Origin of the sequence: Micromonospora sp. ALFpr18c (assembly GCF_008868155.1) — a bacterium.
Taxonomy (GTDB): domain Bacteria; phylum Actinomycetota; class Actinomycetes; order Mycobacteriales; family Micromonosporaceae; genus Micromonospora.
Genome location: NZ_WBKR01000078.1, coordinates 1 through 26,728, shown reverse-complemented (window position 1 = coordinate 26,728; position 26,728 = coordinate 1). Strand labels below are relative to the sequence as shown.

Annotated in this window: 24 protein-coding genes and 1 pseudogene; 13 read left to right on the top strand and 12 right to left on the bottom strand. The window is 70.2% G+C overall.

Features of this window, described 5'->3' with window-relative positions:
• Positions 1-183: 183 nt before the first annotated feature.
• Together F8271_RS15975 and F8271_RS15970 are read right to left on the bottom strand one after the other, a co-directional pair.
• Positions 184-1,281 (bottom strand): branched-chain amino acid aminotransferase, encoded by a 1,098-nt coding sequence (locus F8271_RS15975; RefSeq protein WP_151490565.1) that lies wholly within the window; start codon positions 1,279-1,281, stop codon positions 184-186.
• Between the two features lie 153 nt (positions 1,282-1,434).
• Positions 1,435-2,466, bottom strand: a complete 1,032-nt coding sequence (locus F8271_RS15970; RefSeq protein WP_151490564.1) for a 3-isopropylmalate dehydrogenase — start codon at positions 2,464-2,466, stop codon at positions 1,435-1,437.
• A gap of 220 nt (positions 2,467-2,686) precedes the next feature.
• Between F8271_RS15970 and F8271_RS15965 the strand changes: the two genes are divergently transcribed.
• Positions 2,687-3,535 carry an FAD:protein FMN transferase gene (locus tag F8271_RS15965; RefSeq protein ID WP_151490563.1) on the top strand — a complete coding sequence of 283 codons (849 nt, stop codon included), beginning with the start codon at positions 2,687-2,689 and terminating at the stop codon, positions 3,533-3,535.
• Between the two features lie 402 nt (positions 3,536-3,937).
• Positions 3,938-4,294 carry a hypothetical protein gene (locus tag F8271_RS15960; protein ID WP_151490562.1) on the top strand — a complete coding sequence of 119 codons (357 nt, stop codon included), beginning with the start codon at positions 3,938-3,940 and terminating at the stop codon, positions 4,292-4,294.
• A gap of 85 nt (positions 4,295-4,379) precedes the next feature.
• On the opposite strand, the gene serA is transcribed toward F8271_RS15960, so the two are convergent.
• The 5 genes from serA to F8271_RS15935 form a co-directional block, all read right to left on the bottom strand.
• Positions 4,380-5,978 (bottom strand): phosphoglycerate dehydrogenase, encoded by a 1,599-nt coding sequence (gene serA / locus F8271_RS15955; protein WP_151490561.1) that lies wholly within the window; start codon positions 5,976-5,978, stop codon positions 4,380-4,382.
• A 499-nt stretch (positions 5,979-6,477) separates the two neighbouring features.
• Positions 6,478-7,491, bottom strand: coding sequence for a ketol-acid reductoisomerase (ilvC, locus tag F8271_RS15950; protein WP_151490560.1), 1,014 nt, complete (start codon positions 7,489-7,491; stop codon positions 6,478-6,480).
• Between the two features lie 62 nt (positions 7,492-7,553).
• Complete coding sequence (gene ilvN, locus F8271_RS15945; protein WP_151490559.1) at positions 7,554-8,069, bottom strand: acetolactate synthase small subunit; 516 nt, start codon at positions 8,067-8,069, stop codon at positions 7,554-7,556.
• Positions 8,070-8,151: 82 nt separating this feature from the next.
• Entirely contained in the window at positions 8,152-10,035 is a 1,884-nt protein-coding gene (locus tag F8271_RS15940; protein ID WP_151490558.1) for an acetolactate synthase large subunit, read from the bottom strand.
• A 188-nt stretch (positions 10,036-10,223) separates the two neighbouring features.
• Entirely contained in the window at positions 10,224-12,578 is a 2,355-nt protein-coding gene (locus F8271_RS15935; protein ID WP_370461917.1) for a putative bifunctional diguanylate cyclase/phosphodiesterase, read from the bottom strand.
• Positions 12,579-12,707: 129 nt separating this feature from the next.
• On the opposite strand from F8271_RS15935, the gene ilvD reads away from it, so the two are divergent.
• Together ilvD and F8271_RS15925 are read left to right on the top strand one after the other, a co-directional pair.
• Positions 12,708-14,555 carry a dihydroxy-acid dehydratase gene (gene ilvD / locus F8271_RS15930; protein WP_151490556.1) on the top strand — a complete coding sequence of 616 codons (1,848 nt, stop codon included), beginning with the start codon at positions 12,708-12,710 and terminating at the stop codon, positions 14,553-14,555.
• Between the two features lie 175 nt (positions 14,556-14,730).
• A complete protein-coding gene (locus F8271_RS15925) occupies positions 14,731-15,567 on the top strand; it encodes a hypothetical protein (protein WP_151490555.1) in 837 nt (278 codons plus the stop codon).
• Positions 15,568-15,664: 97 nt separating this feature from the next.
• Here F8271_RS15925 and F8271_RS15920 read toward each other — a convergent pair whose 3' ends face one another.
• Genes F8271_RS15920 through F8271_RS15910 form a run of 3 tightly spaced genes read right to left on the bottom strand, consistent with a single transcriptional unit; the run spans position 15,665 to position 18,251 of the window.
• Positions 15,665-17,713 carry a hypothetical protein gene (locus F8271_RS15920; protein WP_225854567.1) on the bottom strand — a complete coding sequence of 683 codons (2,049 nt, stop codon included), beginning with the start codon at positions 17,711-17,713 and terminating at the stop codon, positions 15,665-15,667.
• The gene (locus F8271_RS15915; protein WP_151490554.1) at positions 17,710-17,961 is read right to left on the bottom strand and encodes a hypothetical protein; all 252 of its coding nucleotides are present in this window, start codon (positions 17,959-17,961) and stop codon (positions 17,710-17,712) included. Before F8271_RS15915 ends, F8271_RS15920 begins: the two co-directional genes overlap by 4 nt.
• The gene (locus tag F8271_RS15910; protein ID WP_225854566.1) at positions 17,958-18,251 is read right to left on the bottom strand and encodes a DivIVA domain-containing protein; all 294 of its coding nucleotides are present in this window, start codon (positions 18,249-18,251) and stop codon (positions 17,958-17,960) included. Before F8271_RS15910 ends, F8271_RS15915 begins: the two co-directional genes overlap by 4 nt.
• A 206-nt stretch (positions 18,252-18,457) precedes the next feature.
• On the opposite strand from F8271_RS15910, the gene F8271_RS15905 reads away from it, so the two are divergent.
• The 8 genes from F8271_RS15905 to F8271_RS15870 all read left to right on the top strand — a co-directional run bounded on the left by F8271_RS15905 (position 18,458) and on the right by F8271_RS15870 (position 24,685).
• On the top strand, positions 18,458-19,342 hold the full coding sequence (locus F8271_RS15905; RefSeq protein ID WP_151490552.1) for a helix-turn-helix transcriptional regulator: 885 nt from the start codon (positions 18,458-18,460) through the stop codon (positions 19,340-19,342).
• Positions 19,335-19,529, top strand: a complete 195-nt coding sequence (locus F8271_RS15900) for a DUF397 domain-containing protein (protein ID WP_151490551.1) — start codon at positions 19,335-19,337, stop codon at positions 19,527-19,529. The genes F8271_RS15905 and F8271_RS15900 overlap by 8 nt, the downstream gene beginning before the upstream one ends.
• Positions 19,530-19,616: 87 nt before the next feature.
• A complete protein-coding gene (locus tag F8271_RS15895; protein ID WP_151490550.1) occupies positions 19,617-19,877 on the top strand; it encodes a hypothetical protein in 261 nt (86 codons plus the stop codon).
• 28 nt (positions 19,878-19,905) lie between these two features.
• Positions 19,906-20,583 (top strand): hypothetical protein, encoded by a 678-nt coding sequence (locus F8271_RS15890; protein WP_151490549.1) that lies wholly within the window; start codon positions 19,906-19,908, stop codon positions 20,581-20,583.
• Positions 20,531-20,962, top strand: a complete 432-nt coding sequence (locus F8271_RS15885; protein WP_225854565.1) for a hypothetical protein — start codon at positions 20,531-20,533, stop codon at positions 20,960-20,962. Before F8271_RS15890 ends, F8271_RS15885 begins: the two co-directional genes overlap by 53 nt.
• A 94-nt stretch (positions 20,963-21,056) precedes the next feature.
• Complete coding sequence (locus F8271_RS15880) at positions 21,057-21,320, top strand: hypothetical protein (RefSeq protein WP_151490548.1); 264 nt, start codon at positions 21,057-21,059, stop codon at positions 21,318-21,320.
• A 270-nt stretch (positions 21,321-21,590) separates the two neighbouring features.
• Positions 21,591-22,988, top strand: a complete 1,398-nt coding sequence (locus F8271_RS15875) for a stress response protein (RefSeq protein WP_151490547.1) — start codon at positions 21,591-21,593, stop codon at positions 22,986-22,988.
• A 359-nt stretch (positions 22,989-23,347) separates the two neighbouring features.
• The gene (locus F8271_RS15870; RefSeq protein ID WP_151490546.1) at positions 23,348-24,685 is read left to right on the top strand and encodes an ATP/GTP-binding protein; all 1,338 of its coding nucleotides are present in this window, start codon (positions 23,348-23,350) and stop codon (positions 24,683-24,685) included.
• A 253-nt stretch (positions 24,686-24,938) separates the two neighbouring features.
• On the opposite strand, the pseudogene F8271_RS15865 reads toward F8271_RS15870, so the two are convergent.
• A pseudogene (locus F8271_RS15865) lies at positions 24,939-25,720 on the bottom strand (transposase family protein).
• 264 nt (positions 25,721-25,984) lie between these two features.
• On the bottom strand, positions 25,985-26,134 hold the full coding sequence (locus F8271_RS32415; RefSeq protein ID WP_192580309.1) for a hypothetical protein: 150 nt from the start codon (positions 26,132-26,134) through the stop codon (positions 25,985-25,987).
• A gap of 224 nt (positions 26,135-26,358) precedes the next feature.
• Here F8271_RS32415 and F8271_RS33205 point away from each other — a divergent pair.
• Positions 26,359-26,728, top strand: a 370-nt coding sequence (locus tag F8271_RS33205) for a hypothetical protein (protein WP_225854564.1), incomplete at its 3' end; no start/stop codon positions are given.

Sequence of the window (26,728 nt, the reverse complement as noted above, 5' to 3'; positions counted from 1 at the left end):
GGAGGGCAGGCACGGGACTCCATTGATCACTGAGCGTAGAGAACTCCGATGATCAACCTCCCGTGCCTGCTTGCTACCCCCGGGTATCCAACTGTCCGAATCTTGGATACCTATTGCCGGTCGCTCTTAGACCGCCGCGCTGACCGGCCCGTCCGTCCGGGACGGGCCGGTCAGCGGCGGACGTCAGAGGACCTGGTGCACCCAGCCGTGCGGGTCGGCGGCCTTGCCCCGCTGGATGTCGACCAGCTGCTGGCGCAGCGACATGGTCACCCGGCCGGGCTCGCCGCCGCCGATGAGGAACTCGCCGTCGGGGAATCGGACGCCGCCGATCGGGGTGATCACGGCGGCAGTGCCGCAGGCGAAGACCTCGCGGAGCCGGCCGCTGGCCGCGTCGGCCTGCCAGTCGGCGAACGTGACCGGCCGCTCCTCGACCCGGTGCCCGGCCTCGCCGGCCAGCGTCATGATCGCGTCGCGGGTGATGCCCGGCAGGATCGTGCCGGTCAGCGGCGGGGTGACCACCGAGTCGTCGTCGTAGACGAAGAAGACGTTCATGCCGCCCAGCTCGTCGACGAAGCGGCGCTCCACCGCGTCCAGGAAGACCACCTGGTCGCAGCCGGCCTCGATGGCCTCGGCCTGAGCGGCGAGGGACGCGGCGTAGTTGCCGCCGCACTTGGCCGCCCCGGTGCCGCCGGGCGCGGCCCGGGTGTAGTCCGGGGAGACCCACACGGTCACCGGCTTGACCCCGCCGGTGAAGTACGCCCCGACCGGCGAGGCGATCACCATGTACAGGTATTCGTTGGCCGGGCGGACGCCGAGGAAGACCTCGCTGGCGAACATGAACGGCCGCAGGTAGAGGCTGCCGTCCTCGCCGGTCGGGATCCACTCCCGGTCGATCTCGATGAGCTTGTGCAGCGAGTCGACGAAGACCTCGGGCGGCAGCGCCGGCATCGCCATCCGCTGCGCCGACGTGACGAACCGGGCGGCGTTGGCGTCCGGCCGGAACATGGTCACGCCCCCGTCGGCGGTCCGGTACGCCTTCAGCCCCTCGAAGATCTCCTGCGCGTAGTGCAGAACCGCGCTGGCCGGGTCCATCGGGATCGGCCCCCGCGCCTCCACCCGGGCGTCGTACCAGCCCTTGCCGTCGGCGTACCGGACGGTGACCATGTGGTCGGTGAACACGCGGCCGAACCCGGGGTTGGCCAGCAGGGCGGCCCGGTCGGCGGCCGATACCGGCGCGGGATTCGGACGGATCTCGAAGTCGAGCTTGTCACCACCGCTCATCGCGCTGACCTCCCTGCGGGACAACGGCATGCGGGATCGCACACCGACATGGCTGTGCCAGAAACTTACCCCGAACGGTCGTTCAGCGGGTAGCGCCGCTCGGGCGGGCCATGCCCGGCCGGACCGACACCTGGTCGTCGAGGGCCGGGGCGGTCAGGCTACGGCGTGGGCGGCGAGCCGGTCGCCGACCTCGGTGGTGCGCAACGATACGCCCGGCGTCCGGCCGGCCAGCTCGGCGGCGACCGCCGCATTGACCCGGGCCGCGGCGTCGACGTGCCCGAGCTGCTCCAGCAGCAGCGCGACGGAGAGCACCGCGGCGACCGGGTCGGCGACGCCCTGGCCGGCGATGTCCGGCGCGGAGCCGTGCACCGGCTCGAACATCGAGGGGTACGCCCCCTCGGGGTTGATGCAGCCACTGGCGGCCAGCCCGATACCGCCGGTGACGGCGGCGGCGATGTCGGTGAGGATGTCGCCGAAGAGGTTGTCGGTGACCACCACGTCGTAGCGCTGGGGCTGGGTGACCAGGAACATCGCGGCGGCGTCGACGTGCTGGTACTCGGTGGCGACGTCCGGGTGCTCGGCGGCCACCGCGTCGAAGGTGCGCGCCCACAGCGACCCGGCGTGGGTGAGCACGTTGGTCTTGTGCACCAGCGTGACCTTGCGGCGCTCCCGGCGACCGGCCCGGGCGAACGCGTCGCGGATCACCCGCTCGACGCCGTGCCGGGTGTTCAGGCTCTCCTCGGTGGCGACCTCGGCGGGGGTGTCGCGGTGCAGCGAACCGCCCGCGCCGGCGTAGAGGCCCTCGGTGCCCTCGCGGACCACGACCAGGTCGACCTCGCCCGGCTTGACGTTGCCGAGCGGGCCGGCGACGCCGGGCCAGAGCCGCGACGGGCGCAGGTTGACGTACTGGTCGAAGGCGAACCGGAGCTTGAGCAGCAGTCCGCGCTCCAGCACGCCCGGCGGGACGGTCGGGTCACCGACCGCGCCGAGCAGGATCGCGTCGTGCCCGGCGAGCTCGGCCAGGACCGAGTCGGGCAGCACCTCTCCGCTACGGTGCCAGCGGGCGGCGCCGAGGTCGTACTCGGTGGCCTGCACGCCGGGCAGCACCGCGTCGAGAACCTTGCGGGCCTGCGCGACCACCTCAGGCCCGATGCCGTCTCCGGCCACCACCGCGATCCGCGCCACGCCCGCACTCCCTACGCTTCGACTGCCCGTCCGGCAACGGTACGTCCCTGTCTCGCCTCCCGGTACGATGCTTCCAATATTTGGGAATCCCGGATGCACAGCACCCTCTCAGCCAAGACTCATGGGGCGATCATCTCCGCTGCCTAGGGTGAGGGTCGGCGGGTCACGGGGGCCCGCGAACGGGCGTCGCGACGACGCGGCGCCAACTGCGAGGGGGCAGATGCCGATGCGCATCGACGAGCAGCCGCGGACCCGCTGGCCGGACCCGTCAGCGTTCCGCAACCGTCGACCGGACCTCCGGCTCGGCGGCCGGCGGCACCGGATCGACCCGGCCGGCGCCACCCCGGGCCGGATCGCCGTCCGGCACACCGTACGCACCGGCACCGCCGAGTACACCCTGATCCTCAACGCCCCCGGATGGCTCGGCCACCGGGGCGTCGGCGAGGCTCTGCGGGACAGCGTCGCCGAGTTGCGTGCCATCGACCTCACCTACGGCCCGAACCGACCGGAGAGCCTGGTCTCGCGGCTGCGCCGAGGTGAGATCAGCCCCGACTCGTACCCCCCGCTGGCCGACCTGGTGGACCGCTGCGCCGCGATGCGCGCGGCCACCGACGGATGGTTCGACGCCTGGGCGGTCCCCGGTGGCTTCGATCCGGGTGGGCTGCTCGGCGGCTGGGCCGTGGAACGCGCCGCCGAGCGGCTCCGCGCCGCCGGCGTCCACGACTACGCCGTGCTCACCGGCGCCGACCTGGTGGTCCGCGGCCACGCACCGCACGGCGGACCGTGGCGGGTGGCCGTGCACCACCCGACGGCGCCCGAGCGCGCGCCGCTGGTGCTGGAGATGACCGCCGGCGCGGTCGGCACCTCCGGCGTGACCGGGCGGCAGGGGCACGTGGTGGACCCGCACACCGGCGAGCCGGCCAACCAACTCGTCGCCGCCACCGTCGTCGGGCCTGACCTGACGGTCGCCGACGCCTACGCCACCGCGCTGTACGCGGCCGGCAGCACCGGGCTCACGTGGTTCCGGGGAAACTCCGACTACCGCGCGCTCTTCGCCCACCGGCGCTGAGCCCCACGTCGCCACACGAGCGCCGTCTCCCCGCGGCGCTCCGGCCATGACCGGCGCTCGGGCGGGTCGGGGATCGCGGCCACACCTCGGCCGGCCGGTCGGGCCTTGCGATCGGCCCCCACAGCCTCGGCAACGGCCGTGGGGGCCGATCAGCGACGAGTGCGCGTGGCTCGCACAATCGAGGGGTGCGGACCGGTCGGGGCCGGACGTCGACCGCGCCACCCGAAGACGGGCCGGCGCCGCGAACTCGGCCAGTGACCGCAGTCGCACGCTAGCGAATCGACGCAACTCGACGCAAGAGTCTCCACAGCGGACCGTCCCGGACGGAGTGTGGCGGATCAGCGATTGGCCTGCGGCGAGGCAGTTTCGACATGGTGAACGGCGGATGGCACGCTGTCCGCCGTGAGTTTCGATCTGAGTGTGTGGGCCCTGGAGGACGGGGCGACGCCCGAGGACGTGCGGGCAGCGGTCGAGGGTTGCCGGCAGGGGCGGCACGTGGACCGTTACCCGGACCCGCGAGTGGTCGCCTTCTACCGGGCGATCACCGCCTCCTACCCGGACCGGCACCCCGGCCCGGACAGCCCGTGGGCCGTGGCACCACTGCACGCCGCCCACGACCACGTCGAGCTGAACCTGCATCCGACCTGTGCGGACCAGGTGCTGCTGGACATCGAGCGGCTGGCCGGCGAACACGGGCTGATGCTCTTCGACCCGCAGGACGGCTCGGTCTACCCGCCGCCGGCCCGGATGCCCGGCTGAGCGGACCCGGGCGGCGGGACACCCCACCCCGGGTGCGACAAGGGGCCCAGCGGATCGCCGGGCCCCCCGTGGTGCTGCCGTGTGACTACTCGTCGCGCAGGTCCGCCGCGCTGGCCGCCGTCGCGCCGATCGACTCGGCGGCGGAGGTGAGCAGGTCGGCGCCGAGCGCCTGGTCGACGGTCAGCGTCATCAGCGTCTCACCGCCCGCCTCGCGCCGGGCCACCTGCATGGCGGCGATGTTGATGCCCGACTCGCCGAGCAGGGTGCCGACGGTGCCGACGACGCCCGGCCGGTCGGCGTAGCGGAGGAAGAGCAGGATGCCCTCCGCGCCGATCTCCACGTCGAAGCCGTCCACCTCGGTCAGCTTGAGCACGTCGCGGGCACCCGAGTGGGTGACCGTGCCGGAGACGCTGACCGTCCGGCCGTCCGGCAGCGCGCCGCGCACCGTGACCAGGGTGGGCTGCTCCGCCGTCTCGGCGAGGCTGGCCAGGGTGACCTCGACGCCACGCTCGGCTGCCAGGTGCGGCGCGTTGACGTAGGTGACCTGCTCCTCGACCACCGAGCTGAACAGGCCCTTCGTCGCGGCGAGCTTGAGCACCGACACGTCGTGCGCGACGATCTCACCGCGGACCTCGACCGTGACGCTCGCGGCGACGCCGCCGGCGACGGCGGTGAACGCCCGACCGAGCTTCTCGGCCAGCGGCAGCAGCGGGCGTACGTCCTCGGCGACGACACCGCCGGCCTGCACGTTTACCGCGTCCGGAACGAACTCGCCCTGCAGCGCGAGCTTGACGCTCTTCGCCACGGCGAGACCGGCCTTGTCCTGCGCCTCGTTGGTGGAGGCACCCAGGTGCGGGGTGGCCACCACGTTGTCGAAGGCGAACAGCGGCGAGGACGTGCAGGGCTCCTTGCCGTACACGTCCACGCCCGCGCCGGCGACCCGGCCCTCGGCGATGGCGTTGGCGAGCGCCTGCTCGTCGACGAGGCCACCGCGGGCGGCGTTGACGATGCGCACGCCCGGCTTGACGATCGCCAGTTCCTTCTCACCGATCAGGCCCACCGTCTCGGGGGTCTTCGGCAGGTGGATGGAGATGAAGTCGCTCTCCCGCAGCAGCTCCTCCAGCCCGACGAGACGGACGCCGAGCTGCGCGGCCCGCGCCGGCTGGATGTACGGGTCGTACGCGATCAGCCGGGTACCGAACGCGGCGATGCGGGACGCGAAGAGCACGCCGATGCGGCCGAGCCCGACCACACCGACGGTCTTGCCCTGCACCTCGACGCCCGTGTACTTGGACCGCTTCCACTCCCCCGCCTTGAGCGCGGCGCTGGCGCTCGCGGTGTTGCGGGCCACGGCGAGCAGCAGCGCGACGGCCTGCTCGGCGGCGGAGACGATGTTCGAGGTGGGTGCGTTGACGACCATGACGCCACGGGCGGTGGCGGCCGGCACCTCGACGTTGTCCAGCCCGACGCCCGCGCGGGCGACCACCTTGAGCCGCGGCGCGGCGGCGATCGCCTCGGCGTCGATCTGGGTCGCGCTGCGCACGATGACGGCGTCGGCCTCGGAGAGCGCCGAGAGCAGGGCCGGACGGTCGGTGCCGTCGACGTGACGGACGTCGAAGTCGTGGGCGAGCACCTCGATGGCGGCGGGGGCGAGTTCTTCGGCGATCAGTACGACAGGATTCATCGGTCCTCGTAGAGGTCGTGTTTGCGATCGGCTCGGGCGGTGAGGCGCCGCACTGCGCCCCGCGCTGGTCCGTGCCGTGGCCGTCAGGTGCCGGCTCTGCGCACCTACCCGCGATCGTAGGGGCCTCGTTGGCCGGCATGTTCGGGTCTGCGGGGTGAGGGCTCTCACACGCCCGGTCGAGCGACGGACATCGGCCGTTCACCGGACCGACATGGTTGCCCGCGCACGCCACGACCGGGGGCACTTGCCCGGCGGGAGGAGCCCCCCGTGCCGTTCGTCGTGCGCCGCACGCTGCTCGAACGGCTGACCGGCGTCGATCTCGCGCGGATCGGTCCGACGCCGCCGAGGCGTTGGTCACCCGGTCCCACCAGGTGAGCATCCGGCGTCGCGTGCTGCGCCGGATGCGGCGCGGCAGCACGACGGCCGACGGCCGGCGACCCGCGCCGGGGAGAGCGCTGGGTCGCCGGCCTTCGGTGGACCGTTGGTTCGGTGGGACGGGTCAGGCGGTCTCGGTGATCGGGCGGTCGACCCAGCTCATCATGCCGCGCAGCTTCTTACCGGTCTCCTCGATCGGGTGCGCCGCACCCTCGGCCTGCCACTTGGCGAAGTTGGGCCGGCCCGCCTCGTCCTCGGCCACCCACTCGCGGGCGAACTCGCCGGACTGGATCTCATCGAGGATCTTGCGCATCTCGTCCTTGACCCGGGCGTCGACGATGCGCGGGCCACGGGACAGGTCGCCGTACTCGGCGGTGTCGGAGATGCTGTACCGCATCTTCGCGATGCCGCCCTCGTACATGAGGTCGACGATCAGCTTCAGCTCGTGCAGGCACTCGAAGTAGGCCACCTCCGGGGCGTACCCCGCCTCGGTGAGCACCTCGAAACCGGCCTGCACCAGGGCGGTCGCGCCGCCGGCGAGCACCGCCTGCTCGCCGAAGAGGTCGGTCTCGGTCTCCTCGGTGAAGGTGGTCTTGATCGCGCCGGCCCGGGTGCCGCCGATCGCCTTGGCGTACGCCAGGGCGAGCGCGAACGCGGTGCCGCTGGCGTCCTGCTCGACGGCGACCAGGACGGGCACGCCCTTGCCGTCGACGTACTGGCGACGCACCAGGTGACCGGGGCCCTTCGGCGCGACCATCGCCACGTCGACCTCCGCCGGGGGCTTGATCAGCCCGTAGCGGATGTTGAAGCCGTGGCCGAAGAAGATGGCCTTGCCGGGGGCCAGGTGCGGGGCGATCGACTCCTCGTAGATCTTGCGCTGGGCGGTGTCCGGGGCGAGCACCATGATCACGTCGGCCTCGGCGGACGCCTGCGCCGGCGTGACCACCCGCAGGCCCTGCTCTTCGGCCTTGGGACGGCTCTTCGAGCCCTCCGGCAGACCGATCACCACGTCGACGCCGGAGTCGCGCAGCGACAGCGCGTGGGCGTGTCCCTGGCTGCCGTAGCCGATCACCGCGACCTTCTTGGCCTGGATCAGGCCGAGGTCGGCGTTGTCGTCGTAATACACCTCAACACTCATGGAACTTCCCTTTCGGTACGACGGCCCGGTCGGCCCGTCGTGGTTGGTGCGGATGGGTCGGCTCAGGCGGCCCGCAGCGCGGGACCGGCGGTGATCGAACGCGAGCCGCGCCCGATCGCCACCAGCCCGGACTGGACCATTTCCTTGATGCCGAAGGGCTCGAGGTCGCGCAGCAACGCGTCGAGCTTGTCATGGGTGCCGGTGGCCTCGATGGTCAGTGTGTCCGGTGCGACATCGACCACCCGGGCGCGGAACAGGTTGACCGTCTCCAGCACCTGGGCTCGCGCGGACCGATCGGCGCGGACCTTCACCAGCAGCAACTCCCGGGCCACCGAGCCCTGCGGATCCAGCTCAACGATCTTGAGTACGTTGACCAGCTTGTTGAGCTGCTTGGTGACCTGCTCCAGGGGGGACGACTCCGCGTTGACCACGATGGTGATCCGGGAGACGTCCGGGTTCTCGGTCTCGCCGACGGCGAGGCTGTCGATGTTGAATCCGCGCCGGGAGAACAGGCCGGAGACCCGGGCGAGGACGCCGGGCTTGTTCTCCACGAGCACCGAGAGCGTGTGCATGGTCATGCGGTGGCCTCGCTTCGCTCGGTCCTGGCATGACCATGCGCAGCACGGAGTTTGATGATTCGTTCGCTTCGTTCACTCATGGTCAGATGTCGTCCTCGTCGAAGGCCGGGCGAACGCCACGGGCGAACATGATCTCGTCGTTGCTGGTGCCGGCGGCGACCATCGGCCAGACCATGGCGTCCTTGCCGACCACGAAGTCGATCACCACAGGGGCGTCGTTGATCTCCATGGCGGCGGCGATGGTCTTGTCCACGTCGTCGGCCGTCTCGCAGCGCAGCCCCACGCAGCCCAACGCCTCGGCGAGCTTGACGAAGTCGGGGATGCGGTGCTTGTGGGTGCCCAGCTCGGTGTTGGAGTACCGCTCGTTGTAGAAGAGCGTCTGCCACTGCCGGACCATGCCGAGATTGCCGTTGTTGATCAGGGCGATCTTGACCGGGATGCCCTCCAGCGCGCAGGTCGCCAACTCCTGGTTGGTCATCTGGAAGCAGCCGTCACCGTCGACCGCCCACACCACCGTGTCCGGCTTGCCGACCTTGGCGCCCATCGCCGCCGGCACCGCGTAACCCATCGTGCCGAGGCCGCCGGAATTCAACCAGGTGTACGGCTTCTCGTAGGAGATGAACTGCGACGCCCACATCTGGTGCTGGCCCACACCGGCCACGAAGATCGCGTCCGGGCCGACGATCTCGCCGAGCCGCTTGATCACGTACTGCGGCGACAGGGTGCCGTCGGACGGCTCGTCGTAACCCAGCGGGTAGCGGTCACGCAGGTCGTTCAGCTGGGTCCACCAGCCCCCCAGGTCGGTGCTGCGCCCCGCCGACCGCTCGACCGTCACCGCGGCGATCAGCTCGTCGATGACGTGCTTGGCGTCGCCCACGATCGGCACGTCCGCGTGCCGGTTCTTGCCGATCTCCGCCGGGTCGATGTCGGCGTGCACCACCGTCGCGTCCGGGGCGAACGAGTCCAGCTTGCCGGTGACCCGGTCGTCGAACCGCGCGCCCAGGGCGACGATCAGATCCGCCTTCTGCAGGCCGTACACCGCGGAGACGGTGCCGTGCATGCCCGGCATCCCCAGGTGCTGCTGGTGCGAGTCGGGGAACGCGCCGAGCGCCATCAGCGTGGTGACCACCGGAATGCCGGTCAGCTCGGCCAGCCGGCGCAGCCCGTCGGTGGCGCCGGCCTTGAGCACCCCGCCACCGACGTAGAGCACCGGCCGACGGGCGGCGGCCATCAGCCGGGCCGCCTCCCGGATCTGCTTGCCGTGCGGGTGCAGGGTGGGTCGGTAGCCGGGCAGATCCAGGGTGGGCGGCCAGGAGAAGGTCGTCGGCGCCTGGAGCACGTCCTTGGGGATGTCGACCAGCACCGGACCGGGCCGCCCGGTGCTGGCCAGGTGGAACGCCTCGGCCAGCACCTGCGGGATCTCCTCGGCGGTCTGCACCAGGAAGTTGTGCTTCGTGATCGGCAGGGTGATGCCCTGGATGTCCGCCTCCTGGAAGGCGTCGGTGCCGATCGACGGGCGCGCCACCTGGCCGGTGATCGCCACCATCGGCACCGAATCCATGTACGCGTCGGCGATCGGCGTGACCAGGTTGGTCGCACCCGGCCCGGAGGTGGCCATGCAGACGCCCACCTTGCCGGTGGCCTGCGCGTACCCGGTCGCCGCGTGCCCGGCGCCCTGCTCGTGGCGGACCAGGATGTGCCGGACGGTGGAGTCGTAGAGCGGGTCGTACGCCGGCAGGATCGCGCCACCCGGGATGCCGAAGACGACGTCGACGCCGAGCGCCTCGAGGGACCGCACGAGCGAGCCGGCGCCGGAGACCTGAGCCGGAGCGGTGGGGCGTACCGCCGGGGTGGCCGGAATGGCCGCGGCGCGCGTGGTGGCGGGGTCGACGTCGCTGGCCGGCTCGGCGGCCGCGCGGGCCCGCCGGGCGGTGTGGGCGAGGGTCTCGGGCGTGGGTCTCGTCATGGCGGTTCTGGCCTTCGGCTGGAGCGGCTGGGGCTGGTTCAGCGATGCGACTCGGGCGGGCGCCCGTCGCGACAGGTTCCGACGGCAATAAAAACGGCCCTCGTGCAGATGCACGGGGCCAGCGCACTCTCGATGACGGAGAGTGCGCTCAGGTAAGTACTCGCAGCGACCGGTACGACGACATGCGGCTAAGCCTGACGCATCTCACGCGATGAGTCAACTGATCTCACATGTTGGTCAACGGAGGACGGCGCGTCGGCCTTCGGCGCGCCATCACCAGCCGGTATGACCTGCCCAGACCGGCCCGCGGACCGGCGTGGTGTGGGCAGCGGCGCGGGACGCGCACCGGGCGAGGTCGCCGCCTCCAGCATCGCCTCCAGGTGCTCGGCCGGCACACCCCAGCCGAAGAGCGCACCCTGACCGAACCGGCACCCGGCGGCCACCACCGCGGCCAGCTCGGTCGGCGTGGTCACCCCCTCGGCGATCACCTCCAGCCCCAACTGGTGACCCAGCCGCATCACGATGTCGACCATCGGCGCGAACGCGGGGCCGTCCTGGCCGACCGGGTGGACCGGCTCGTGCTCGGCGACCAGACTGTGATCGATCTTGAGGATGTCGATGGGCAGGCGACGCAGCTGCCCCAACGACGAATAGCCGGCGCCGAAGTCGTCCAACGCGATCCGCACACCGGTCAGCCGCAGCGCGGTCAGCCGGCGGATCAGCTCGTCCAGGTCGGTCGCGACCGCGTGCTCGGTGACCTCCAGCACCAGCCGCTGCGGCGGTACGTGGTGGGCGCGCAGCGCCTCGGCGACCTGCACCACGTACTCCGGGGCGTGCAGCTCGCGCGGGGACACGTTCACCGACACCCAGACGTCGTGCCCGTCGGCCAACCAGCGGGAGAGCTGGTAGCAGGCCTGATGCAGCACCCAGGCGCCGAGCGTGGAGATCATCCCGCACTCCTCGGCGAGCGGGATGAACTCGTCCGGGCGGATGTTGCCCAGCTCGGGATGATGCCAACGGAGCAGCGCCTCGGCGCCCACCGGACGCACCGACGGCAGCGAGGCCACCGGCTGGAAGGCCAGCCGCAGCTCGTCGCGGTCGATCGCGCCGCGCATCTCGTGCTCCAACGTCGTACGCCGGCGCAGCAACTGGTCGTAGGTGGCGTCGTAGCGCTCGATCCGGTTCTTGCCGCGCTGCTTGGCGTAGCGCAGCGCCAGGTCGGCGTGGCGCAGCAGCAGCTCCACGTCGGGCTCGCCGGCCCAACCGGCCACCCCGATGCTGACCGACAGGAAGACCGGCCCCTCCGGCTGGTCGTACGGCCGGTTGACCACCCCGAGCAGCCGCTCGGCGACCCGATCCGCGTCGGCCGGCCGACCCGCCATGAGGACGGCGAACTCGTCGCCGCCGAGCCGGGCCGCCACGTCACCGGGACGCAGGTTGCCGCGCAGCCGGCGGCCAACCTCGGCCAGCACGGCGTCGCCCACGTCGTGGCCGCGCATGTCGTTGACGTGCTTGAAGCCGTCCAGATCCAGACCGAGCAGGACGCACGGGGTGCCCGCCGCCGCGCTGTCGTGCAGGGCGCGCAGCAGTCCCCGCCGGTTGGCCAACGAGGTCAACGGGTCGGTGTGCGCCAGCTCGCGGAAGTGCGCCTCCCGCTCGGCCAGCCGGCCGGCGTAGTCCCGGACGTCCTTGAGGGTCAGGTACTGCCGGGCCACCAGGGCGAAGCCCTCCACGCTGCCGGCCACGATGCCCGCTGCCGTGAACCGGCCGTCCTGCAGGAGGTGGTACATCGCCGAGGCGGCCATCGCCAGCATCGGGGCGAGCGCGTACTCCCCGTCGCGACCGATCAGGTCCAGTTCGACCTGCCCCGGCCGGTCGGCCCGGTACACCGCGAGCGCGACGGTCAGCAGGCCGGCGGCGAGCACCGCCGCCCCGGTCAGCGCCAGCACCGGGCCGTCCTGGCAGAGCCCCGCGCTCAGACCCAGACCGCCGCAGCTCACCCCGCTGATACCGGCGCCGAGCGCGGCCAGCCGCCGGCGCGGGGCGGCGGCGCGGAAGATGACGATCACGGCGAGCCCGGCGCCGAGCGCGGCGCTCACCGTGGCGACCAGGATCGCCGGGCAGGCCATCGGGGTGGCGTCGCCGAGCAGTCGGGTGGGCTCGGAGAAGAGCACCCAGCCGACGAACCACAGCGCGGCCGCCATGGTCAGGCCGTCCAGGGCGAGGCGGGCGGTGCCCGCGCCGGTGGCGGCCACCCCCGGCAGCCGGAGCAGACCGGCCGCGAAGGCCAACCCGCTCACCGCGGTGCCGATCGCCGCGACGGTGGCCCATCCGGTGCGCTGCCCCTGCTCGTGGACCCAGTGTTCGTTCGCGGCGAGCGCCGCCACCACCCCGGTCATGAGGCTGAGCAGGGACATCCCGGCGGCCAGCGCGAGCAGCACGTGTGCCGGCCGGCGCGGTCCGGTGCGACGGCGGGCGACCACGGCCAGCAGGGCGGCGGCCGCTGCGGCGACGAGCCCGCTCAGCGCCGCGACCGCGACCATGCCCGGGGGGAGATGCACGTCCTCCAGAGTGCCGGATGACCGCTCGCCGTGGGGGACCAGGTGTGCATCTGTTGGGACACGGCACACACGCCCGTCGGTGGGTGCGGCGGCGGTGTCATGCTGATACGTATGCCTGAGCTGCGGTCGAAGACCTCCACGCACGGTCGGACGATGGCCGGCGCCCGGGCCCTCTGGCGGGCCACCGGGATGACCGACGACGACTTCGGTAAGCCGATCGTCGCCATCGCCAACAGTTTCACCCAGTTCGTGCCCGGTCACGTACACCTCAAGAACATGGGCGGCCTGGTCGCCGACGCGGTCGCCGAGGCCGGCGGCGTGGGTCGGGAGTTCAACACCATCGCGGTCGACGACGGCATCGCGATGGGCCACGGCGGGATGCTCTACTCGCTGCCCAGCCGCGAGCTGATCGCCGACGCCGTGGAATACATGGTCAACGCGCACTGCGCGGACGCCCTTGTCTGCATCTCCAACTGCGACAAGATCACCCCGGGGATGCTGCTGGCCGCGCTGCGGCTCAACATCCCGACCGTCTTCGTCTCCGGCGGCCCGATGGAGGCCGGCAAGACGATGGCGATCGAGGGCGTCGTGCACAGCAAGATCGACTTGATCGACGCCATGATCGCCTCCTCGAACGAGTCGGTCACCGACGAGCAGCTCGGCGAGATCGAACGCTCCGCCTGCCCGACCTGCGGCTCCTGCTCCGGCATGTTCACCGCCAACTCGATGAACTGCCTCACCGAGGCGATCGGCCTGGCGCTGCCCGGCAACGGCTCGACGCTGGCCACCCACGCCGCGCGCCGGTCGCTCTTCGTCGAGGCCGGCCGCACCGTCGTCGACATCGCCAAGCGGTGGTACGACGGTGACGACGACTCGGTGCTGCCCCGCACGGTGGCCTCCAAGGCCGCGTTCGAGAACGCCGTCGCCCTCGACGTGGCGATGGGCGGCTCCACCAACACGGTGCTGCACCTGCTCGCCGCGGCCCGCGAGGCGGAACTGGACTTCGGCGTCGCCGACATCGACGCGATCTCCCGGCGGGTGCCCTGCCTCGCCAAGGTCGCGCCGAACTCGCCGAACTACCACATGGAGGACGTGCACCGGGCCGGCGGCATCCCCGCGATCCTCGGCGAACTGGACCGGGCCGGGCAGCTCAACCGGGACGTGCACGCCGTGCACTCGCCCTCGCTGGCGCAGTGGCTGACCGACTGGGACGTGCGCGGCGGTTCACCCACCCCGACCGCCGTCGAGCTGTTCCACGCCGCACCCGGCGGGGTCCGCACCACCGAACCGTTCTCCACCACCAACCGCTGGTCGTCGCTGGACACCGACGCGGCCGGCGGCTGCATCCGCGACCGCGACCACGCGTACTCCGCCGACGGCGGCCTGGCCATCCTGCACGGCAACCTCGCCCCGGACGGCTGCGTCGTGAAGACCGCCGGCGTTCCGGAGGAGTGCCTGACCTTCCGCGGACCCGCGAAGGTCTACGAGTCGCAGGACGACGCGGTGACCGCGATCCTCGCCAAGGAGATCGTCGCGGGCGACGTCGTGGTGATCCGGTACGAGGGCCCCAAGGGCGGCCCCGGCATGCAGGAGATGCTCTACCCCACCTCGTTCCTCAAGGGACGCGGACTGGGCCGGTCCTGCGCGCTGCTCACCGACGGCCGCTTCTCCGGCGGCACCTCCGGGCTCTCCATCGGCCACGCCTCCCCCGAGGCCGCCTCCGGAGGACTGATCGCCCTGGTCCGCGAGGGCGACGAGATCGTCATCGACATCCCCGGCCGGTCGATCTCCCTCAACGTCCCGCAGGACGAGCTGGAGGCGCGCCGGGTCGCCGAGGAGAAGCGCGACAAGCCGTACACCCCGACCGACCGGCAGCGCCCGGTCTCGGCGGCCCTGCGCGCGTACGCCTCGATGGCCACCTCGGCCAGCGACGGCGCCTACCGCCGTGTCCCGGAGTAATCGGCCCGCGCGCTCGACAGTGGATCGCCGATGGTGGGGTATCCGAATGGATCGGACACCCCACCATCGCTGACGTCGTCGGCGAAACACGGTCCGCGAATGTCGGTCCCGTGGGCTAGCGTGTCGTCGATCGATTCGGGGAAAGCCCGGATTTCTGCGGGAAAGAGGCGTGTACGTGTCAGTTGGCAAGAAGTCCGTGGCGGTGGCGGTCTCGGCGCTCACCGCGCTCGCTGTCTCCGCGTGCGCCACGACGTCCGGCGGGTCCGAGTCGCCAAAGCAGCCCAGCGTCCTGGAGCTGCTGGCCAGTGACCTGAAGGGGTCGCTGCAGAAGACCGCCGAGGCCACCGACAAGAGCGACTCGGTGACCGTGACGATGTCGGGCACCGCAGGCGGCGAGAAGGTCTCGATGAAGGGCGTCCTGGACCTCGGCGACCCGGTCAAGGCCGAGATGACGGCGACGGACGCGAAGGGTGCCGCGACGGTCGTCCGGATGGTCGGCGCGGTCATCTACGTCGAGATTCCGGCGAAGGACCGCGCGGGGATGAACGGCAAGCGCTGGATGAAGATGGACCTGAGCGCCGCCGGCGAGCAGGCCGGGATGGACTTCGGCAAACAGCTCGAGGACATCGATCCGACCAAGCAGGTCAAGACGCTGCTCGCCGCCGAGGGCACGAAGGTGCTCGGGCAGGAGACGGTGAACGGGGCGGCCACCGTCCACTACACCGTCACCACGCCGATGGCGACCTACCTCGCTCAGCTCGACGCGAAGCTGCGGGCGGGCGTCGAGCAGCAGATGACCAAGATGGGCGTCAAGGACATCACCACCGACCTGTGGGTCGACGAGCAGTACCGGCCCCGCCGGGCGGCCCTGAAGATGGGCCCGCTGGGCGACCTGGTGATGGACTACACCGACTACGGCAAGGCGGTGACCATCGAGACGCCACCGACGGCGGAAACCCTCGACTTCGCCGAGATGCTCAAGGGTTTGCAGGGCCTGACCGGCAGCAACTGATCAGGACCGGAAGACTGCCCGGCGGGCGCGCAGGCGCGCCCGCCGGGCAGTGCCGTGTCCACCCGCTCGTCGTTCCCGGCTGACAGCCGACTCCGGATCAGCCGAGGTCGCGCAGGTCGAGGGCTTCGGCGAGGAGGCGTACGCCGTCGTCGTCGTGTCGGTGCACGGTGCAGCCGGCGCGGGTGAAGCGAACGGTGACCACCTGCCCGGCGTGCCGGGCGGCCAGGCGTGACAGTTCCGGCTCGGGATCGGCGACGGCGCGAGGCCCCGAGCAAGGCACCGGGATGGGCGCCGTCGGGTCGGTTGGGGCGGCCCCAGCGACGGCATCGGTCAGGCACTCGACGCACCAGGAGAGCGCGGCGGCCAGACTCGGCCGGTAGGGGAAGTCGTCGGGGCGGACGGGCGCGTCCCGGGGCTGCACCTCGACAGACCAGCGCAATCCGTCGGCCAGCAGGGGGTCTGCGGCGTGGTGCCGCAGGTCGCACACGGCCACCACGAGGGCCAGGTCGAGGCCGAGGGCGAGCCGCAGCAACTCGGCCAGCGGCGGCGCGTCGGGAGGCACCGCCACCACGACCAGGCGGCCGGCGGCAGTGCCTCGCCCGGCATCGCGCACCTGCTGCCCCACCGGGTCAGCTCCGGCCCAGTGCAGGGTGACGTACCCGTCGCGGAGGTCCTTGCCGATCTGCTGCCCACCGTCGGCGTCGGCGAGGTCTTCGGGTCGCGCACCGAGGACGGCAGCCCAGGAGCCGAGTCGGTAGCGGTCGGGAAGCTGGACGACGGGCTTGCCGCCCGGTTGGGTGGCGACCAGCGGGGCGACCTCGGATGTGCCGGCCCGCCAGGTCAGGTGCACCACCCGGTGCCGTAGGTCGGTGACGGTGACCAGCACGGCCCGGTGCAGGCGGTGGGTGTCGCCGCAGGTGAAGCAGGACAGTGCGGACGGGCGCAGGCCGGCACCGCAGCAGTGCGGGCAGTCGTGGTCGGCGGGACGACCACCGAGCCGGCAGTCGCAGGTGCGCAGCCGGCTTCCGGGCCGGCAGTCCGGGCAGGGTCGCCAGTCGACGGGTTCACCCCACCAGGACGGATCGGGTGGCTCGTAGCCGCGACTCACCGGCACCCGAACCCGCCGAACCACCTGCCCGGTGGGCTGCTCGGCGAGGATCTCCGCCGGCTCGCCGGCGCGCAGGGTCGTGTGCCACCAGCGGCCGTCGCGCCACAGGGCCTGCGCGCCGGGCAGTTCCTCGCCAAGGGCCGCGTCGACGCAGTCAGCGAGCACGCGGCGTTCCAGCTGGTCGACGTCCACGGCCGGGGCGACGGGCGGGCGCGGCGAGTCGGGGCGCAGCAGCCGGGCGGGGGCGGCCAGGCCGCGCTCGGCGAAACCGGTGAACGCGTCAGCCACGTCGGTGCGGGCCAGCACCTCCGGCAGGTCCCGGCACCAGCCGGGCGGTCCGGGTGGCACCGGCGAGCCGGGCACCTCGTACCGAATGGCCCAGCCGAGCCCCGCGCCCTGCCGGCGGGCCTCGACGACGAGGTCGAGCAGCAGCAGGTCGGCCAGCGCGCACAGCCGGGCCAGCCGTGCGGCCGGGTCGACAGTCGCCAGCGCGGTGGATCGACCCGGCAGCAGCCGCCAGGGGGCGTGATCGGCCCGCAGGATGGCATGGGCCTCCAGCTCGTGCCGCAGCGCTGCGGGCAGGTCGGGCCGCCACTGCCGGTCCAGCCACAGCGAAGGCACGTCGGCATCGTCCAGGACCGCGCCGACGGTGGCGGCGAGTTCGCGTACCCGGGACGAAAGGTCGACCACCCAGCGACCCGCCGGGTCGCGGTGGGGGTCGAGGCCGCCGGGCACGACCTGGTGGGACGCGACCGCGCCGGTGTCCAGGTTGGCGACGGTGACCACGAGCTGCGCCCGTCGCCGGCCGCGCCGACCGCAGCGATGACAGGGGTACGCGACGCTGCCCGCGCCGCGACACTGCTCGCAGCTTCGGTACGCCTCCCGGCGCGGCCCGAGCACGTCGGCGTCGGCGTCGGCGTCGGCGTCGGCGTCGGCGTCGGCGAGGAACCGGTCGCCGTAGGTGGTGCACCGGCACGGTTCCAGCGTGAAGGTCATCCCGTCGCAGTCCGGGCAGACGACGACGGGCGCGGTGGTCACCGGCACCGCCGGGCCGTGCAGTCACCGTCGTGTTCCACCCTCCGCACGCACCGCCGACCGCCGTCGAGGGGCAGGTCGCAGAACACCCGATGGCGTACGCCCTGGGCGTCCTCGGCGGACACGGTGGTCTCACCGGCGTCCACTTCGGTGAGGAAGGTCAGCGAGCGGGCCAGGGTGCCGGCGAAGTGCTGGGCGGCCGGCAGGTCGGCGGCGGTGAACGGCAGGTGCGCCACCCACCGGGCGCTCATCGGCGGGCCGCCAGGTCTTCGCGGGCCCGCCGTGACTGCCAGCACCTCAGCGCGTCCTTGATCCGCTCGGTCTCCCGCCGGCTGCTGCCCAGCGCCGCGTACACCTCGGCCAGGTCGTCGGCGACCTGGCCGAGGAACTCGGCGACCTCCACGGCGTCCACGCCACGCCGGCCACGCCGGGTGAACCGGCGCCCGCGGATCTGCCAGGGCTTCAGGGGTACGTAGTTGGCCGCCCGATAGGACACCGGCCGGGGTGGCTCGGCCCGGAGATGACGGAGAAACGCGCGCACGAAGCAGCACCACCCTTCCTCGCTTTTGATCGACATCAGCCGGCGTGGGAATTGCGCGCACACGCCACTGTCGGACCAATCTTGTAAGGTCGGAAGCACCATCGCAATGAATGTCGACTCACACTGTTCCGCTATTTGTGGGCAACATTCCGCTGTTGCAGAGCGGCTGTCGGGATGTTGCAAAACTCAACAGGAAGGAGGGCCGGGTGGCCGACGACATGGGCTCGACGGTGCCCCGACGCCAGCTCGGCAGGGCGCTGCGTGACCTGCGCACCGAGGCGGGAGCGACCCTGGACGCGGTCGCCGAAGCGCTGGAGTGCAGCCGCCAGAAGGTGTGGCGGATCGAGAGCGGGCTCGGCTCGGTGCGCGGCGTCGACGTCCGCGCCATGTGCGAGTTGTACGGGGCGACGGGCGAGCTGACCCGGGCGCTCATCTCCCTGGCCGGCGAGACGAAAGCGAAGGGCTGGTGGCACGCGTACGGCGATGCCGTCCCGGAATGGTTCGAGCTGTACGTCGGCCTCGAATCCGCCGCCTCCCATCTGCGCTTCTACAAGAACAGTCTCGTGCCGGGCATCCTGCAGAGCCGCGACTACGCCCGAGGCATCTACCGAGTCGACCAGCCCGACATGGGCGACGACGACCGGGAGCGCGCTGTCGAGCTTCGCCTGCAACGACAGTCGCTGCTGACCCGCCGCCTGCCGAAGGCTCCGCAGGTGCAGGTGGTGCTCTGCGAGTCGGTGCTCCTCCGGCCCGTAGGCGGCCCCGAGACCATGGCGGGTCAACTCCACAACCTGCTACGGCTGACCCGCCTACCGAACATCTCGATTCGCGTGTTACCCCTGATCGCGGGGCCCCACCACGGGACCGTCGCCGGCGAGTTCGTGCTCCTAGACTTTCCGCTCGGCAACCGAAGCACGCCTGAGCCGCCCTTGGTCTACAGCGAGGCGATCACGGGCGCTCTCTACCTCGACCGTCCCAATGAGTTCACGACCTATGAGAAGGTCTGGTCGAGTCTGCTGTCGCTCGCTCTTGATGAGGGACAATCGTTCCAACTGATCAACAAGATCATCGGGGAGGTTCACCATGGTTGAACTGACGGGCGCTTCCTGGCGCAAGAGCACCCGCAGTGCAGGCAACGGCGGCGAGTGTGTCGAGGTCGCCGACAACCTGCCCGGCGTCGTCGCTGTCCGCGACAGCAAGGACCCGCACGGCCCGGCTCTCACCTTCTCCCCCACCGCCTGGGCAAGCTTCGTGCGCTCGACCCGCATTTCCCGCTGAGACTTCGGTGGGTGTCTCGGGGTCTCCCGGGACACCCACCCGCTGCGAGGGCTGCGCTCGACGACCGAGTTCGGCTAACGTGCGGCGGTGACCATCGGCGATGTTAAGGTGACGATCCGGAAGGGCGATCAAGCGCTCGACAACGCTCGGATGAGCATCGAGAAGGCCAACGCCAAGCTCGTCGACGCGACCGCGCTGGCAATCGCAGCCCTACACGACAGCGAACGCGGCGAGGCCAAGCAGTCCCCGAAGGCCCTCCGTGAGGCTGCCGACGAGGTCGAGTTGGTGCTTCGCCGAATCAAGGTTGCCAAGGACCATGCTGCCGCCTACCTCGCGATCATCCGATGAGCGGAAGCCTCGGCGAAGTTGTCGCCCGATGAGAAGCGCCATCGACACCCTGCACGGCGCCGCCGTTGTCGCGCGACGCGCTCAGGCCGACGCGGAACAGGCCAACGGGCACTACACCCAGGCAGCGCAGGGCAGCAGGCATCCCGAACTCACCGGCGCTGTGACCGAAAGCAAGACCGCTGGCGAGAACGCCGGCGAACTCGCCCGCCTGATCAGCGAGGCGGCCGATCGCGTCGGTGCCTATTCCAATGCGGTCGCTCCCGGCTCTGCCCCAACCGCGCAACCATCCGACTCGGCCACGCCGTCCGGTGAGGATCTACTCACCGAGGCCGTCGAGCGCGATTCCGCGCGGAGGAACGCCGCTTCCTTCCTGAGTACGATGACCAGGAAGGTTGAGGACGTCCAGGAGAACACCCAGAAGCCGGTGGCGGCGGCCAGGAAAGCGTTCACGATCATTCGGGGCCCGCAGGGTCCATCAGGGGCGCAGCAAGCCGGGACCACAACCCCGACGGTCGGCCCTACGGTAGGGCAGCGTCTCCTCAACGAAGCACCGGATGCGGCGGGACACCTCGTCGTGGTGGGGTTGGTGGCGAGCATCGCCGTCCACCGCTCCGTTCAATCAATCCGCAAGGGAATAGCGAGGTTACGAGATCGTGAGCGTACGGACCGAGTTCAGCGACCTGATTCGCGCGATGGCACGGCGTGACTGGGGCACTGTGGACCAACTCTTGGACGGGCTGGAGGCCTCCGGATGGCGCGGCGGGAACCAGATGATCGGCGCAGCGTTCGCCATCGCGGTCAACGACCGCTTCGGCGCTGCCCACTCCCCCACCGACGTCGCTCGCTTCGTGGCCGACACGCGCACGCAGTTTCCGGGCGCGGAGTCGCTGCCCACCCTGGAGATGGAAGGCCTCGTCCGCGCAGCCCTCGGCGAGGTCGGGCTAATCGACAATCTCAGCCCCGAGACCGCCCTTCAGATGCAGATCGTGTTCCTCGGCAAGCTGCTTCAGGACCGCGATCCCACCGAGACGCAGCTTGAAGAGTTCATCGCCGACGTGGAGCGCACGGCCGCCGAGTACATGTAACCAGCGAGGGCTGCGTGCCACCTTCATCTCCGATAGTGTCCGTCCGACCACGCAAACGTGAAATCGTTAGCGCGATCATCAGACGGAGGGCGGCATGGCCAGCATCGAGGAAGTCAAGGCGGCGTTGATGCAGGCCGCGGAGCAGGGCAACTCCACGATTAACCAGATCCGGGCCGCCGCCGACAACACCGAACAGATGCTGGCCCGGCTACGCGCCATCTCCGCTGGCACCGGCCACCCGGCGATCGCCGAAGCCATCGCACGCGGCGAACAGAGCAAGCAGCGCCTCGCCGAAGCCATGGCACTCGTGCAGGGCAGCTCGGAGGCCGCACGCCGCTACATCAGCGTCCTCGGCTGAGGCGCATCAGTCCAAATGAAGTGCGCGACTCGACTGAGAGCCGTCGGTAGCACTCGGGGATGCATCGCAGTCAGCTACCGGACACAGTCGCTGACAGGGACCAAACCGCTGACGCCAACGCCTCCGAGCGGCAAGCGGAATAGGCCGGGCGGATCACCTGACATCCAACCGGGCAACTCTTTCCGTTCGTACGCCCCAACAGTTGCGCCGCTTTCAGACCCGGCTCGCGAGTAACTTCTCGTACCACCGCCTTCACGAGGAGTTACTTGCATGTCTGAGGAGACCTGGCTCGCTGCCCGCTTGATCCCTACGTCGGGTATCAACGGAGCGGAGGAACAAGAGCGTCGAGCGACCTCCGCCCTGCTGGCAGTCATGAGCGCGGTCCGAGAGTTCGGGCGTGTCCTGACCCAGTCCCTCGGCGCACCGGCCGGATCGGTGCAGACCTTCATCGAAGTCCCGTTCAAGCTCGGAAACCAGCAGCTCTTTCCCGACGGTCTCATCCGTGTCACACGAGGACAGCGGCAGTGGACCGCGCTGGTGGAGGTAAAGACCGGCAGCAACGCGCTGAAGACCGAGCAGTTGGAGGCATACCTGGACATTGCCCGGGAGCAGGGCTTCGATGCCCTTATCACGATCTCCAATGAGATCGCCCCCGTCCCGGGTCAACATCCGACCGCGATCGATCGCCGGAAATTGCGCAAGGTCGCCCTGTACCACCTGCCCTGGACGGAGATCCTGACCCAGGCGGTGATCCAGAAGGAATACCGCGGCGTCGCTGATCCGGACCAGGCGTGGATCCTGGGCGAGCTGATCAGGTATCTCGAGCATCCCCGCTCAGGCGCGTTGGAGTTCAGCGACATGGGGCCGGCCTGGGTGCAGGTGCGCGACGGAGTGTCAGCCGGAACACTGCGGGCGAGCGACAGCGGAGCGGCGGACGCGGTCGGGCGCTTCGACGCCCTGATCCGGTACGCCTGCCTGCGTCTCGGCAGACAGTTGGGCACTGATGTCACCCCTGCGCTGAGCCGCCGCGATCTGAGCGATCCGGCCGCACGTAGCCAGGCGCTGGTCAACCAGCTCTCCACTACCGGCACGCTGACCGGCAGCATCAGGATTCCAGGCGCGGTCGGCCCTCTCCACGTCACGGCCGATCTGCGGGCCGGGCAGATCGTCTGCCATGTCGATGTGGACGCCCCACGCACCGGCAGACCGACCACGAGGGTGAACTGGTTGATTCGCCAACTGAAGGACGCGCCGGAGACGATTCGTATCGAGGCGTTCGTCATGCATGCCCGAGGTGGTGGCGCGACCGACCTCCTGCGCCAGGTCCGCACCGAGCCTACGACGCTGATCATCGACCCTGCCCGCGAGCTGCGGGCGTTCCGGGTCGCCCAGAGCACGGCGGCGGGAACGAAGCGTGGCAGCGGACGGGGGGCCTTCATCGATTCGGTATTACAGGCGATCGACGACTTCTACGAGAAGATAATCCAGAACCTGAAGCCGTGGATGCCGGCGCCGCCGCGCCTGCGTACGCCCGAAGACGTCGCGCCCGTGCAGCCGGTCGCGGCCAGCCTCGTCTCCACCGCCATCTCGTCCCAGGACAGCCCGGAGTTCGATACGCCGACGGCGAGGGACAGCAGCTCCGCAGTTGGCGGCCAGTTGGAGGAGTGATCCGAAACCCCGATGAGCGCTGCGCGTGATACCTCAGAGTCATCAAGATGACTGTGAGGTATCACGCTCACTGCGGTCTTCGCCCCGGTGCCCGCCTAGCCGGTGACGAGGTTGATGGCCACGCCGATCGGGATCGATGCCGCCAGACCCCCGACCAGCCGCCACATCAGCCGGTGCCGGCGCCCGCCGGAGCGCCACCGCGGTAGTCAGCGATGGGGGTGGTGACGCCAGCGATCACTTGAAGAAATCTTCAACCTGATACCAGGGCGCAATCCCGCACGGCGCCTGCCTCTCAGGCCGTTCCGCGTGGTTTACTCGCAGGGAACGGCCGCAAGGCCAGGAAATCAGAGGGCACAGCCATGTTGTTGAGTTTCCGCTTTGCCAACCACCGGTCCTTCCGGGACGAGCAACAACTCAACCTCACGCCGGCCTACCGCGATGGTGACCCAGGGCCGGCGGTCCGAGTGGCCGGCATCTTCGGTGCCAACGCCTCTGGTAAGTCCAACTGCCTGGACGCTCTGGCGTTCATGCGCCGCTTCGTGATCTTTTCTGATCGGGAGGTCGAGCCAGGGCTTGGCGTGGCTCGCGAGCCGTACCGGATGACGGCTGAATCGCTCGACGCCCCGTCCCACTACGTCGTCGACCTCAGCCTGAACGGGGTGCGGCACACGTACGGCTTCGCCCTCGACAACGACGGCGTCGTCAACGAGTGGCTCTACCACTATCCGCTGAAGAGAAGGCGGCGGGTCTTCGAGCGCAACGGCGACACTTTCGCCTGGGGCGAAGACTCGAACCAACGCGTACTGCTGGAGCGGATCGCTGAGGTCACCGCTTCCACCGCACTCTTCGTCAGCACCATCGCCCGCTTCGATCACCGACAAGCGGCACCGGACGAGCCGGGGAGCGAGCCACTGCGCGCTGTCTACCGGTGGTTCCAACGCATGTCCACGCGGAGCCAACCCCAGGTGGGCGGCAGCTATCGATCCGGCTGGCCGCAGAGCGACGCCAGCCGGCGTACCTTGGTCGAGTTGTTGCGGGCGGCCGACGTAGGGATCGTCGACGTTGTCGAGGTGACCAGCACGGTGACCGAGGAGCAACCCACGCTCTTCCGGCCTTCGGACTTGGGACCAGAACCTGGCAACGAGCGAAGGATGCTGCGAAACGAGCGCGCACACGGCAGGGCGAGCCGGGAACGGAAGCGGTTGAAGTTCGCCCACCAGGGGCCGGCGGGCGAGGTCCAATTCGAGTTGGACGAAGAGTCGACAGGGACCCAACACCTACTCGGGCTCGCCATCGAAGCCGCCGATGTCCTCAGCCAAGGCGGCACCATGTGTGTGGACGAGATAGATGCCAGCCTGCATCCACTGCTCACCGCGAAGCTCATCGGCCTGTTTCAGTCCACCGCGTCGAACCCCCGGCACAGTCAGCTCATCTTCACCAGCCACGACGCGGCTCTGCTTGGCACCATCGACACCGAGGAGATCCTGCACCGTGACGAAATCTGGTTCACGGAGAAGGCCGCCGACGGAGCATCCACCCTGTACCCGTTGACAGACTTCAAACCGCGTAAGGAGGGCGAGAACCGCCAACGGCGATACCTCAACGGCAACTACGGCGCGATTCCGGACCTCTCGACGTATCTGTTCGAGCAGGCACTCGCGGCACGAGGACCGGTGGATGGCGAAGCGACAGACTGACCAGCAGCAGCGCAAGGGCCGAGCGAGGGGCGACACAAGCCGCGTGACCGACCTTCGTCGCAGAGACTCCACCAGGGAGCAGCGGCAGACCATCCTCGCAGTCACCAACGGTGCAGCGACTGAACGGGTCTACCTCGAAGGGCTCCGGCGGGAGCCGTGGCTTGAGCACCGCCTCGTCGTAGCGGTGGAGAGAGGGTCACCCATCGACGCGGTGCGAGGCGCGGCCCGCCGGCGTGACGACAGTGAGCCATTTTCATCCTGCGTAGCGGTCGGCTTCGACGTGGTGCAGGACGAGGATGGCCTGCACGATCGCGGTTGCTCGGCGTGGGCAGCAGCGCAGCTTGACCAGGATTCTCCAGGTCTTGAGTGCGGCGATCGCGCGTTCGCCTCGGGCGCGGATCTTCGCGTGGGCCCGGTTGACCGTCTTCTGCCGGCGTGACAGCTTCGGTCGGAAGCGGCGCCGCTTGAACGGGGTGCGCACGCTGCCGTGGGCGCCTTGATAGCCCTTGTCCGCGAAGGTCATCACGTGGGCGCTGGTCAGGGCGTCGATGATCCCGTGGGTGCGGGCGGCGGTCAGGTCGTGCGTCGAGCCGGGCAGCGCGGCCGATGCCCAGACGAGACGCCCGGCCGCGTCGGCGATGACCTGCACGTTCACGCCGTGGCGCTTGTGCTTCCCGGAGTAGTACGGCTTCTGGTCGGCGACCCGGTCGATCGGGATCAGGGTGCCGTCGAGGATTGCGTAGGCGAGCAGCCGGATCCTGGTCATGGCCGTGGCCAGGTTGTCGGCGGTCGCGGCGAGCAGGTCGATGGCCTCGCGGACATAACCCAGGCCGTCGTGACGCCGATCTCGAATCCGGCGGCCAGGCGGGTCAGGGTGTCGCCGTTGCGCAGGTGGGCCAAAGCGAGCAGGGCTTGCCGACCGGGGTCGAGGCGTCGCCACCGGGACCGTCGCTGCTGGCGGCGGGTTCGGATGAGGGCGGCGAGGTGGTTCAGGCTGCGGGTGGACAACGGAATCGCGGCAGGGTAAGACAGCACAGCGAGGCTCCCGGTTGGGGCATCTGATCTTGGTCGACTGCTGTCTTACCGGGAGCCTCGTCCTACATGGACACCGGCCTCCCGTACCGCCCGTGACCTGCACCCTCACGATGAAAATGGCTCACTGAACGGCGTTGGTACTAGATGGCTTGCGCGGTGTGGGGGCAGTCGATGCCGGTGGAGATTGACAGGATCTTCAGGGCTGCGGATTTCCCGACGGCCGTGGCCCTGGTCGCTGCCGCGGTCGACGTCCGGGACGGCTCGTCAGGGCGGGGCGGCGAGTTGGGCGTGCAGGTGTGGCTGGTTGCGCTTGACGGTGAGGATCCAGTACGCGCCGAGTTGCGCGAGGTAGGCGACGTGCTCGCGCTGGCAGTGCAACGCGTCCGGGACGACCTCATGGGCCGAGTCCTTCATGCCCTGCTCGCGGGGATGGGCAGGGGTGCTCGCGAGCAGGCTCTTCTGTGACCTTCCCTGGCGGTGAACCTTCGCGGGGTAAATCCACGTTGTATCAATGAACCCCGTTCCCCCTGGCAGTCGTCGGAGTACCCCCAAGTGGCCGGTTCGAGAAGGATTCCCTCGCGGGCGCTACGAGATTGAACACCAGGGACGGGCCTCAACCGCACTAGGAGGAGAAAAGTATGCCCGCATCGGAAATGGAGAGATCCCGGCTCCCCGGGCTCATCCACAGATATGTCAACTATCATAAGAATACCCCCAGGCCCGACCAGATGTCGGTTTGGATATTCAGAAAAGAACCCGGAATCGAATTTGGGGTATTTCGCGATACGATGGCTGGGCTTGAGAATCAAGAGATCTTTTCCGGTCTGCCAGATGAAACTAAGCAATATATTGTAGAGACGCTGCAATTGCCGGTGCCCGCCCATCTACGGCCGGCCCCTCGAAGTGCGCCGTCTTTTTCTGTGGTGCCGTCTGCTGCGTCGATGTCGGCGGGTTACGGGGGGGCGGGGTATTCGGCTTACGCTCCGTCTTCTTCTGTGGTGCCGTCTT

Bases quoted from the DNA above. Each gene is read 5' to 3' on its own strand.
- F8271_RS15975 (WP_151490565.1), bottom strand. From the start codon at position 1,281: ATGAGCGGTGGTGACAAGCTCGACTTCGAGATCCGTCCGAATCCCGCG.
- F8271_RS15965 (WP_151490563.1), top strand. From the start codon at position 2,687: ATGCCGATGCGCATCGACGAGCAGCCGCGGACCCGCTGGCCGGACCCG.
- serA (WP_151490561.1), bottom strand. From the start codon at position 5,978: ATGAATCCTGTCGTACTGATCGCCGAAGAACTCGCCCCCGCCGCCATC.
- ilvC (WP_151490560.1), bottom strand. From the start codon at position 7,491: ATGAGTGTTGAGGTGTATTACGACGACAACGCCGACCTCGGCCTGATC.
- ilvN (WP_151490559.1), bottom strand. From the start codon at position 8,069: ATGACCATGCACACGCTCTCGGTGCTCGTGGAGAACAAGCCCGGCGTC.
- F8271_RS15940 (WP_151490558.1), bottom strand. From the start codon at position 10,035: ATGACGAGACCCACGCCCGAGACCCTCGCCCACACCGCCCGGCGGGCC.
- F8271_RS15935 (WP_370461917.1), bottom strand. From the start codon at position 12,578: ATGGTCGCGGTCGCGGCGCTGAGCGGGCTCGTCGCCGCAGCGGCCGCC.
- ilvD (WP_151490556.1), top strand. From the start codon at position 12,708: ATGCCTGAGCTGCGGTCGAAGACCTCCACGCACGGTCGGACGATGGCC.
- F8271_RS15915 (WP_151490554.1), bottom strand. From the start codon at position 17,961: ATGAGCGCCCGGTGGGTGGCGCACCTGCCGTTCACCGCCGCCGACCTG.
- F8271_RS15900 (WP_151490551.1), top strand. From the start codon at position 19,335: ATGGTTGAACTGACGGGCGCTTCCTGGCGCAAGAGCACCCGCAGTGCA.
- F8271_RS15890 (WP_151490549.1), top strand. From the start codon at position 19,906: ATGAGAAGCGCCATCGACACCCTGCACGGCGCCGCCGTTGTCGCGCGA.
- F8271_RS15880 (WP_151490548.1), top strand. From the start codon at position 21,057: ATGGCCAGCATCGAGGAAGTCAAGGCGGCGTTGATGCAGGCCGCGGAG.
- F8271_RS15875 (WP_151490547.1), top strand. From the start codon at position 21,591: ATGTCTGAGGAGACCTGGCTCGCTGCCCGCTTGATCCCTACGTCGGGT.
- F8271_RS15870 (WP_151490546.1), top strand. From the start codon at position 23,348: ATGTTGTTGAGTTTCCGCTTTGCCAACCACCGGTCCTTCCGGGACGAG.
- F8271_RS32415 (WP_192580309.1), bottom strand. From the start codon at position 26,134: ATGAAGGACTCGGCCCATGAGGTCGTCCCGGACGCGTTGCACTGCCAG.